Source organism: Rhodosalinus sp. (genome assembly GCF_041685465.1).
Taxonomy (GTDB): domain Bacteria; phylum Pseudomonadota; class Alphaproteobacteria; order Rhodobacterales; family Rhodobacteraceae; genus Rhodosalinus.
The window spans coordinates 1-10001 of sequence record NZ_JAWLFS010000105.1; the positions used below are offsets into that span (position 1 = coordinate 1).

11 protein-coding genes are annotated in these 10001 nt (G+C 71.7%); 8 read left to right on the plus strand and 3 right to left on the minus strand.

Annotated elements, in window-relative coordinates:
- Nucleotides 1-160 precede the first annotated feature (160 nt).
- From ACESL7_RS08615 to ACESL7_RS08640, 6 genes are all read left to right on the plus strand, one after another.
- The gene (locus ACESL7_RS08615) at nucleotides 161-1423 is read left to right on the plus strand and encodes a vWA domain-containing protein (RefSeq protein WP_372892909.1); all 1263 of its coding nucleotides are present in this window, start codon (nucleotides 161-163) and stop codon (nucleotides 1421-1423) included.
- 120 nt (nucleotides 1424-1543) lie between these two features.
- Nucleotides 1544-2095, plus strand: coding sequence for a YeeE/YedE thiosulfate transporter family protein (locus ACESL7_RS08620; RefSeq protein ID WP_372892910.1), 552 nt, complete (start codon nucleotides 1544-1546; stop codon nucleotides 2093-2095).
- A gap of 3 nt (nucleotides 2096-2098) precedes the next feature.
- A complete protein-coding gene (locus tag ACESL7_RS08625) occupies nucleotides 2099-2689 on the plus strand; it encodes a YeeE/YedE thiosulfate transporter family protein (RefSeq protein ID WP_372892911.1) in 591 nt (196 codons plus the stop codon).
- A 185-nt stretch (nucleotides 2690-2874) separates the two neighbouring features.
- On the plus strand, nucleotides 2875-3846 hold the full coding sequence (locus tag ACESL7_RS08630; protein WP_372892912.1) for an XdhC family protein: 972 nt from the start codon (nucleotides 2875-2877) through the stop codon (nucleotides 3844-3846).
- Complete coding sequence (locus ACESL7_RS08635; RefSeq protein WP_372892913.1) at nucleotides 3843-4841, plus strand: molybdopterin-binding protein; 999 nt, start codon at nucleotides 3843-3845, stop codon at nucleotides 4839-4841. Before ACESL7_RS08630 ends, ACESL7_RS08635 begins: the two co-directional genes overlap by 4 nt.
- 61 nt (nucleotides 4842-4902) lie before the next feature.
- On the plus strand, nucleotides 4903-5667 hold the full coding sequence (locus ACESL7_RS08640) for a dienelactone hydrolase family protein (RefSeq protein ID WP_372892914.1): 765 nt from the start codon (nucleotides 4903-4905) through the stop codon (nucleotides 5665-5667).
- A gap of 188 nt (nucleotides 5668-5855) precedes the next feature.
- Here ACESL7_RS08640 and ACESL7_RS08645 read toward each other — a convergent pair whose 3' ends face one another.
- From ACESL7_RS08645 to ACESL7_RS08655, 3 genes are all read right to left on the minus strand, one after another.
- Nucleotides 5856-6482 (minus strand): class I SAM-dependent methyltransferase, encoded by a 627-nt coding sequence (locus ACESL7_RS08645; protein WP_372892915.1) that lies wholly within the window; start codon nucleotides 6480-6482, stop codon nucleotides 5856-5858.
- Nucleotides 6479-7087, minus strand: coding sequence for a translation initiation factor IF-3 (gene infC / locus ACESL7_RS08650; RefSeq protein ID WP_487247753.1), 609 nt, complete (start codon nucleotides 7085-7087; stop codon nucleotides 6479-6481). Before infC ends, ACESL7_RS08645 begins: the two co-directional genes overlap by 4 nt.
- A gap of 81 nt (nucleotides 7088-7168) precedes the next feature.
- Nucleotides 7169-8056, minus strand: a complete 888-nt coding sequence (locus ACESL7_RS08655) for a ferredoxin--NADP reductase (RefSeq protein WP_372892916.1) — start codon at nucleotides 8054-8056, stop codon at nucleotides 7169-7171.
- 161 nt (nucleotides 8057-8217) lie between these two features.
- Between ACESL7_RS08655 and ACESL7_RS08660 the strand changes: the two genes are divergently transcribed.
- Nucleotides 8218-8673 (plus strand): Lrp/AsnC family transcriptional regulator, encoded by a 456-nt coding sequence (locus ACESL7_RS08660; protein ID WP_372892917.1) that lies wholly within the window; start codon nucleotides 8218-8220, stop codon nucleotides 8671-8673.
- A gap of 228 nt (nucleotides 8674-8901) precedes the next feature.
- Nucleotides 8902-9933, plus strand: coding sequence for an extracellular solute-binding protein (locus ACESL7_RS08665; protein WP_372892918.1), 1032 nt, complete (start codon nucleotides 8902-8904; stop codon nucleotides 9931-9933).
- Nucleotides 9934-10001 lie beyond the last annotated feature (68 nt).

Here is a 10001-nt window from a genome sequence, read left to right on the forward strand (position 1 = left end):
GCGACCCGACCCATCCTCCGTCCCGCGCCGGGTCTTCTTCTTGGCGAAAATATCCCGGGGGAGTCCGCCGCAGGCGGACGGGGGCAGCGCCCCCTGCCGCCGTCGCCCTCGGCGTCGCCGCGTGGTCTCCTCTCGCCGGCCCCGTGAGCGCCTGAGCCCGATGGCCGAACACGTGCCTTCCGACCTGCCCGACGACCCGCAGCTGGTCGCCAACCTCGTGCATTTCGCCCGGGCGCTGCGCCGGGCCGGGCTCCGCGTGGGCACCGGCCGCGTCGCCGACGCGATCCGCGCCGTGGAGGCCGCGGGCTTCACCGACAAGCGCGATTTCTACCATGTGCTCGAGGCCTGCTTCGTCGCGCGCGCCGAGGAACGGCGCGCCTTCGCGCAGGTCTTCCGCCTCTTCTGGCGCGACCCGCGCTTCATGGAGCACATGATGGCCATGATGCTGCCCGCCGTGCGCGGCGTCGCCGAGGAGCGCGCGGCCGAGGCCGCCGAGAAGCGCGCCGCCGAGGCGCTGCTCGCGGGCGCCGAGATGCCCGCGCGCGAGGCGGAGGCGGAGACGCCGGAGGAGACCGAGATCGAGGTGGACGCGGCGCTCACCGTCTCCGCCGAGGAGCGGCTGCGCACCCTCGACTTCGAGCAGATGAGCACCGCGGAGATCGCGCAGGCGCGGCGCATGCTCGCGCGGCTTTCGCTTCCCGTCCGCCCGATCCCCTCGCGCCGCGCGGAGGTCGCGGCGGCCGGGCGCGCCATCGACCGCCGCCGCACGCTCCGAGCCGCGATGCGCACCGGCGGCGAGGTGAGCCGCCTCGCACGCACGCGCCCGCGCCCGCGCTGGCCGAACCTCGTCGCGCTCTGCGACATCTCGGGCTCGATGAGCCGCTACAGCCGCGTGCTCCTGCATTTCCTGCACGCGGTCTCGAACCGCCAGGGCGCGGGCTGGGCGGAGGTGCACGCCTTCACCTTCGGCACGCGGCTCACCAACGTCACGCGCCACCTGCGCACGCGCGACGTGGACGCGGCCCTCGCCGCCGCGGGGGCGGAGGCGCAGGACTGGGAGGGCGGCACGCGGATCGGCGACTGCCTGCACGCCTTCAACCGCGACTGGTCGCGCCGCGTCATGGGGCAGGGGGCGGTGGTTCTGCTGATCACCGACGGGCTCGACCGGGGCGATCCCGAGCGCCTCTCGCGCGAGATGGAGCGGCTGCATCTGACCGCCCGCCGCCTCGTCTGGATCAACCCGCTCCTGCGCTACGACGACTTCGCCCCGCGCGCCACGGGCATCCGCGCGATGCTGCCGCATGTCGACAGCTTCCGCGCCGGGCACTCCATCGCCACCCTGGAAGACCTCGCCGAGACGGTCTCGCGCCCCGACGACGCGGGCGAGAAGGCGCGGCTGATGGCGGCGCTCGGCCCCGCCTGAGCGCCGCCCGGCTCTCTGCGCGGCATGCGCCCGGGAACATGTGCTTGATCCAGATCATTCCGGTTTCTGAATGTGATGTACATTCAGGATCCGTAATCTGTCATCGGAAGGACAACCGCCATGCCACTCAACTGGAAAACCGGCGGCGTTCTGCTCGGCGTCGTCTTCTTCCTTGCGGTGCTGCTGGTGAAGCCGATCGGGGTCTCGACGCAGTTCGTCATCCTCGACGCAATCGTCGGCGACATCGCCAACCCCGGCCTGATCGAGGCAACGGAAGACGGCTACACCTCCGGCAACGCCTATCTCGCCAAGTCGGACGGGAAATATGCCGCCAACGCGGCCGACCCGCTCAACTACAGCTTCGTCTTCGTGCTCGCCATGGCGGCGGGCGCGGCGCTCTCGGCCTGGGCACGCGGCTGGGTCCGCGGCACCGAGAGCCGCACGCCCGCGCTCTGGCGCGCCAACTTCGGCGAGACGCCATGGGCGCGCTACGCCACCGCCTTCGCGGGCGGCTTCGTCGTGCTTTACGGCGCGCGCCTCGCCGGCGGCTGCACCTCCGGGCACATGATGTCGGGGATGATGCAGACCGCGATCTCGGGCTACATCTTCGCCCTCGGCGCCTTCGCCGCGGCGATTCCCGTCGCGTTCCTCATGTACCGGAAGGAGGCCTGAGCCATGACCACCATCCTTCTCGCCATCGTCATCGGCGCCGCCTTCGGCGCCGTCCTGGACCGGATCGGGGCAACGAACCCCAACTGGATCTGGCGCATGCTGAGCCTGTCGAACCTGCACCTGATGAAGACCATCCTGCTGGCCATCGGGACCGGTTCGGTGCTGATGTTCGCCGGTCAGATGCTGGGGCTCGTGGACGTCGGCCATATGTCGGTCAAGACGGCCTATGTCGGCGTCTTCCTCGGCGGGCTGCTGCTCGGCGCGGGCTGGGCGGCCTCGGGGTTCTGCCCCGGCACCGGCGTCGCCGCGGCGGCCACGGGGCGCAAGGACGCGCTCTTCTTCATCGCGGGCGGCCTGCTGGGCGCCGCGGCCTACATGATGAGCTACCCGTGGTGGCAGGGGGCGGGCCTGCTCGACGGTGCCAAGCTCACGCTGGGCACGGTGCCCGGGGCGGGCTATCCGGGGCTCACCGGGCTGCCGGGCGACACCCTCGGCATCGTGCTGGGGCTCGCCTTCATCGCGGTCGCCTTCGCGCTGCCGGACCGTCTGCGCCCGGCGCCGCGGAGCGGCGGCGCGGAGATGCCCGCGGAGTGACGGGCGCGCAGTGACGGGCGCGCAGTGACGGGCGCGCAGTGACGGGCGCAGTGTGAAAAGGGCGCGAGTCGCGCCCTGACGCGCGCCTCTCCGGACGCGGGCCGTGGCGCGTGGCGCCGCGGCCCTTTTCGTGCGCGCCGCCGCGGCATACCTTGACAGGGACGCAGGGGCAGGGAGGCCGCGCGATGGACCGTTTCGACCGCATCCCGGAGACCGCGCTCGGCTGGCACCGCGCCGGGCGCGGCGCCGCGCTCGCCACCGTGGTCGAGACCTGGGGCAGCGCGCCGCGCCGCGTGGGCGCGCAGCTCGCCGTCTCGGGCGAGGGGGAGATCGAGGGCTCGGTCTCGGGCGGCTGCGTCGAGGGCGCCGTGGTCGCCGAGGCGCTGGAGGCGATCGAGGACGGCGCGCCGCGGCTCCTGACCTTCGGCGTCTCCGACGAGGATGCCTTTTCCGTCGGCCTCGCCTGCGGCGGCACGATTCGCGTGCTGGTCGAGCCCGTGGGCGCCGTGATCTCCGAGACGCTGCTCGAGGAGCTCGTCGGCCACCGCCTAGACCGCAGGCCCGTCGCCTATGTCGCCGACCTGGAGGGCACGCGTCCCGGGCGGCTCGAGACGGGGGGCCACGCGGAGCGCTTCCGCATGGACCGCTCGGGCGTCGAGGACGACGGGCGTACCTTCGTCGCCGTGCACAACCCGCCGCTGCGCCTGGTCGTCGTGGGCGCGGTGCACATCGCGCAGGCGCTCGTGCCCATGGCGCGGCTCGTGGGCTACGACCCCATGCTGATCGACCCGCGCGAGGCCTTCGGCTCCGAGGCGCGCTTTCCGGGCGAGCGCATCCTGAACGACTGGCCGGACGAGGCGGTGGCGGCGGTGGGCCTCGACACGCGCACGGCGGTCGTGTTGCTGACCCACGACCCGAAGCTCGACGACCCGGCGCTGGCGCAGGCGCTGCGCTCGCCCGCCTTCTACATCGGAGCGCTGGGCTCGACGCGCACCCACGCCAAGCGCGTCGCACGCCTGACCGAGGCGGGCTTCACCGAGGCCGAGATCGCGCGGATCCACGCGCCCGTCGGCCTCGACATCGGCGCGGCCGGCCCGGCGGAGATCGCCGTCTCCGTGCTGGCCGAGATGACGCGCGTGCTGAGGCAGGGGGCATGAAGTTCGGCCCCGTGCCGCTCGATCGCGCGCAGGGCGCGCTGCTCGCGCATTCCGTGCGTCTCTCCGGGGGAAAGCTCAGGAAGGGCCAACGCCTCGCGCCCGAGCACCTCGCCGCGCTCGCGGCCGAGGGGCACGCGGAGGTCACCGTCGCGCGGCCCGAGCCCGGCGACGTGGACGAGAACGCCGCCGCCGCGCGCCTCGCTGCCGCGCTGGTACCCGATCCGGCGGCGGTGGGGCTCCGCCTGACGGAGGCCTTCACCGGCCGCGTCAACCTGATCGCCGAGGGGCCGGGCGTCGTCGTCATGGAGACCGCGCGGCTGCACGCACTCAACGCGGTGCACCCGATGATCACGCTGGCCACCGTGCCGCCCTTTCAGCAGATGGCCGCGGGCGGCATGGTCGGCACGGTCAAGATCATCTCCTACGCCGTGCCGGGCGCCGCGCTCGAGGCCGCCTGCGCCGACGGGGCAGGGGCGATCCGCCTCGCCCGGCCCGTGCTGCGCAGCGCGACGCTGATCGTCACCGAGATATCCGGCGGCGCGGGGGAGAAGGGGGTGCCAGCGATCGCGGGCCGGCTCGACGCGCTCGGCATGGAGATGCGCGGGCCGGTCGCCGTGCCCCACGCCACCGCCCCGCTCGCCGAGGCGGTCGCGGCGGCGGCGGGCGACCTGGTGCTGATCCTCACCGGTTCGGCGACCTCCGACGCGCAGGATGTCGCGCCGCAGGCGGTGCGGCAGGCGGGCGGCACGGTGGAGCGCTTCGGGATGCCCGTGGACCCCGGCAACCTCCTCTTCCTCGGCGCACAGGGCGGGCGGCCGGTGATCGGCCTGCCGGGCTGCGCGCGCTCGCCCGCGCTCAACGGCGCGGACTGGGTGCTCGCCCGGGTGGCCTGCGGGATCGCGGTCACCGGCGCAGATATCGCCGCGATGGGGATCGGCGGCCTCCTGAAGGAGATCCCGAGCCGCCCGCAGCCGCGCGCGCGGCGCGCGGGCTGAGGCTGGCGGGCGCGGGGGGCCGGGCTACCTTCCGCTGCGACACCCATGGAGGGAGACCCCGATGCGCCGCACGCTGATCGCCGCCATTGCCACCGCCGCCGCCGCTTTGCTCGCCGCCCCGGCGGCGCAGGCGCAGATCGAAGGCGCCGCCGTCGACTACACCGTCGGCGACACCGTTTTCGAGGGCTACTACGCCCGCAATGCCGCGCTCGAAGAGGCGCGCGGCACCGTCGTGATCGTCCACGACTGGGACGGTCTGACCGCCTACGAGGAGCGCCGCGCCGAGATGCTCGCCGCGCAGGGCTACGCGGCCTTCGCGCTCGACGTCTACGGCAAGGACGCCGATCCGCAGGACGTCGACGACACCCGCGCCCTCTCCGGCGCCATGTACGACGACCGCGAGACCTTCCGCGCGCGCCTCCGCGCCGGCGTGGAAGCCGCGCGGGCGCAGGAGGGCGCACCGCAGGCGGTGGTGGTCATGGGCTACTGCTTCGGCGGCGCCGGCACGCTGGAACTCGCCCGCGCCGGGGCCGACGCCGAAGGCTTCGTGAGCTTCCACGGCGGCCTCGGCACGCCCGAGGGGCAGAGCTACGAAGGGCAGGGCGCGCCGGTGCTGGTCCTGCACGGCTCGGCCGATCCGGTCTCCGGCATGGCGGAGCTCGCCACGCTTCTCGACGATCTTCAGGCCGCAGGCACACCCCATGCCGCGCGCGTCTTCGGCGGGGCGCGGCACGCCTTCACGGTCTGGGGGTCGGACGACTATGACCCGGCGGCCGACCGCGAGAGCTGGGACGCGCTCGAGGCGTTTCTCGAGGCACGGTTCTGAGCCGGCGTCGCAGACGGGGGCTCGTCTGCCCCCTCTCGACCCTCGGCCAAGTCACCCCCGAGGATATTCGGCCCGGGAAGAAGAGACGGACACATCGTCCCATCATCTTGGCGAAAATACTCCGGGGAGCGCGAGGGGCAGGGCCCCTCGCAAAGACCCGAGAGCATGCGGCCGGAAGGCCGCTCAGATCAGGATGCGGCGGGTTTGCGCGCGACGAAGTCGATCAGCGCGGAGGGGCCGGCGTGGCCCTTGCCCTCGCGGATGTCGCGCTCGTGGGCGCGGTTCTCGAGGATCTCCCAACCCGCGAAGGCCTCGGCGAGCATGGCTTCCGTGTACATGTTCTCGGGGTAGGGCGGGCCGCCGGTGCCGCGGCCGACCTGTTCGGGGGTGTAGCCGTGCAGGAGCAGCAGGCCGCCGGGCGCGAGGGCCGTGCGCATCTTCTCGAAGAGGCGCGCGCGGCCCTCGGGGCCGGCGAACTGGATGAAGATGGCCGCGATCAGGTCGTAGGGGCCGCCCCAATCGTCGGTCAGGACGTCCGCCTCGACGAACTCCACCGTCACCTCGCGCGCGGCGGCGAGGCGTTGCGCCTTGGCGATGGCCGTTGGCGCATACTCGAGCGCGGTGACGGCGAGCCCCTTCCCGGCCATGAAGACGGAATTGCGCCCCTCGCCGTCGGCGACGGCGAGGGCGGTCGCCCCGGGGGGCAGCAGATGCGCGTGGTCGGCGAGAAAGGCCGCCGGCTCGGTCCCGAAGAGGTAGTCCGGCGTGGCATAGCGCGCCTCCCAGCCCGAGGGGGGCGCCGCGCTGTCGCTCATCGGGCCGTCGGCCCGATCATCATGATCATCTGCCGGCCCTCGACCTTCGGCATGTTCTCGACCTTGCCGAGCTCCTTCACGTCCTCGGCGACGCGCTGCAGGAGCTCGCGGCCGAGGTTCTGGTGCGCCATCTCGCGGCCGCGAAAGCGCAGGGTGACTTTCACCTTGTCGCCCTGCTCGAGGAAGCGGATCACGTTGCGCAGCTTCACGTCGTAGTCATGCTGGTCGGTGTTCGGGCGGAACTTGACCTCCTTGACGTCGGTGACCTTCTGCTTCTTCTTCGCTTCGGACTCGCGCTTCTGCTGCTCGTACTTGTACTTGCCGAAGTCCATGATCTTGCAGACCGGCGGGTTGGCGTTGGGCGAGATTTCCACAAGGTCGAGGCCCACCGTCTCGGCGGCCTGCAGCGCCTTGGCCGGGGGCACCACGCCGAGGTTCTCGCCCTCCGGGCCGATCAGGCGGATTTCCGGGGCGCGGATGCGGTCGTTGACGCGGGGGCCGGTGTCGCGCGGCGGAGGCGCGTTGTGAGGTCTGCGAGCTATGGCTTCAGTCCTTTTTGTCAGGAAAAGATTGCGCGCGGAAACTAAACGCGGGCCCGCGGCGATTCAAGCGGCAATCGCGGAGGGGGCCGGCGCCGCAGCGCGCCGGGACACCGCGGCCGCGGGACGCGGTTCGGTGGCGTGGCGTCAGCCGACGAACGCCTTTTCGACGACGTATTCGGCCGGCTCGGAATTGGCGCCTTCGCGCAGCCCCGCGCCTTCGAGGAGCGCCTTCATGTCCATGTTGAAGCCGAGCGAGCCGCAGACCATGGCGCGGTCCGTCCCGGGGCCGAAGTCCGTGATCCCCAGCTCCGAGAAAAGCCGTCCGTCCTCCATCCGCGTGGTCACGCGCCCCATGCGCGGGCTCTCCTCGCGGGTGGTGGTGGGGGAGTAGAAGAGTTTTCCCTCCACCATCTCGCCGATCAGGGGATCCTCCCGCAGGCTCTCGACGAGCTCGCGCCCGTAATCGAGCTCGGCGAGGTCGCGGCAGGTATGCGTCAGATAGACTTCGTCGTAATCCTCGTAGGTCTGCGGGTCGCGGATGAGCGAGGCGAAGGGCGCGATGCCGGTGCCGGTGGCGAAGAACCAGATGCGCTTGCCGGGCAGCAGCGCGTCGTGCACCAGCGTGCCCACCGGTTTCGGGCGCAGGATGATCTGGTCGCCCGGGCGGATGTGCTGCAACCGGGAGGTGAGCGGGCCGTCGGGCACCTTGATCGAGTAGAACTCGAGCTCGTCGGCCCAGGCAGGGCTCGCGATGGAATAGGCGCGCAGGAGCGGCTTGCCGGTCTCGCCGAGGAGCCCGATCATCACGAACTCCCCCGACCGGAAGCGCAGCGAGCGCGGCCGCTCGACCTTGAACGAGAAGAGGCGGTCGGTCCAGTGCCGCACCTCCGTCACCGTGGTGGCGTCGGGCAGGGTGGGGGCGCGGGGCGCGTCGGGCTCGGTCGTCGTCTGGGTCACGGTCTCTGGGCCTTCGTCCGGCGGGTCGGGTCGCTCTGGTGATAATCCCGCGTACGGAGGTAAACTTTGATCCATGTCAGGAAAAGGGGGGGGTGCCAGGTCGTCGCCGCAGCGACCCGCGCGGCGCGGAACATCGTTCCCTTTTCCTGCGCCGGCGCCTTGGTTCGCGGAACGACTGCCGCTATTCTACGCCCCATGCGGGCGGAAGTTCCGGCCGGCGCAGGGGGCGGCACGACATGCAGCTTGACGAGATCGACCGCAGGATCCTGCGGGAACTTCAGAAGGACGCCGGGCAATCGCTCGAACGGATCGCGCGCGCGGTCGGCTCCTCCAAGACGCCCGTCTGGAACCGCATCCGCAAGATGCGCGAGGCGGGGATCGTCGGGAAACCGACCGTGATTCTCGACGCCGAGGCGCTGGGGCTGGAGGCCTGTTTCTTCGTCCTGATCCGCACCGCCGAGCATGAGAGCGGCTGGCAGACCGATTTCCTCGAGGCCGTGCGCGCGCGCCCCGAGGTCCTGGAGGCGCACCGCCTCGCGGGCGACATCGACTATATCCTCAAGGTCCGCGTGCCGAACGCCCGCGCTTACGACGCCTTCTACCAGGCGCTGATCGCGCGGGTGAAGGTGCACAACGTGACCGCGCTCCTTTCGATGGAGGAGATCAAGGCGACGACGGAGGTCCCGGTCTAGGCGCGCGGCGCGACGCCGGCCTGTCGCCGGACCATGCCGCCGCGGGACGGGCGCGCAAGCTTCGGTGCGACCGGCCCCTGCGCGGGCGCGGCGTGGCGGGCACGCTCGCGTGCCGGAAGCTGGAAAGTCGAGTGTTCCGGTCGGAAAAGACTTGACCCCTGCGCTCGATCCATTATCCGAGCATTTGCGTCGGGAATGGCCGGCGCGCAGCAGATCAGGGAGTCTCCCATGACAGGATTTCACCGCACCGCGCTGACCGGCGCAGCCGCGCTCGCGGTCGCGCTGACCTCGGCGCCCGCGCTCTTCGCGCAGGGCGAGCTCAACCTCTACTCCTCGCGGCACTACGACACCGACGAGCGGCTCTATTCCGACTTCGAGGAGATGACCGGCATCACCGTCAACCGCATCGAGGGCAACGCGGACGAGCTCCTCGCGCGGATGGAGGCGGAGGGCGAGAACTCGCCGGCCGACGTGCTGCTGACCGTCGACACCTCGCGCCTCGAGCGCGCGAAGGGCATGGGCCTCCTGCAGTCGATCTCCTCCGACGTGCTCGAGACGCGTCTGCCGGACTACCTGCAGGACGAGGACGACGAGTGGTTCGGCTTCTCGCAGCGCGCGCGCATCCTCTTCTACGACGCGGACGAGGTCGAAAACCCGCCGCAGACCTACCAGGCGCTCGCCGACGACGCCTACGAGGGCATGGTCTGCATCCGCTCGGGCACCAACGTCTATTCGCAGACCATCCTCGCAGCGCTGATCGAGCACCTCGGCGAGGATGCCGCGCGCGACTGGGCCGCGGCCGTGGTCGACAACTTCGCCCGCGACCCGCAGGGCGGCGACACCGACCAGCTGCGCGGCATCGTCTCGGGCGAGTGCGACATCGCGATGTCGAACACCTACTACTTCGCCCGCGCGATCCGGACGGACGTGGACGGCCTCTCCGACAGCCTCGAAGGGATCAGCTGGGTCTTCCCGAACCAGGACAGCTTCGGCGCGCACATGAACCTCTCGGGCGGCGGCGTCGCCGCGCATGCGCCGAACCGCGAGAACGCGATCCGCTTCCTCGAGTACCTGACGTCGGCCTCCGCGCAGGAGTACTTCTCCGCCGGTAACGACGAATACCCGGCCGTGCCGGGCGTCGCGCTCTCGCCCTCGGTGGCCGAGCTCGGTTTCTTCAAGCCCGACGATCTCGACCATACCGCGATCGCCGACAACGTCCCGGCCGCACAGCGCATCTTCAACGAGGTCGGCTGGGAGTGACACCGGCCCGCACGGCCTGACGATCCCCCGGGGCGCGGTTCGAGATGGACCGCGCCCTTCTCTTGCCT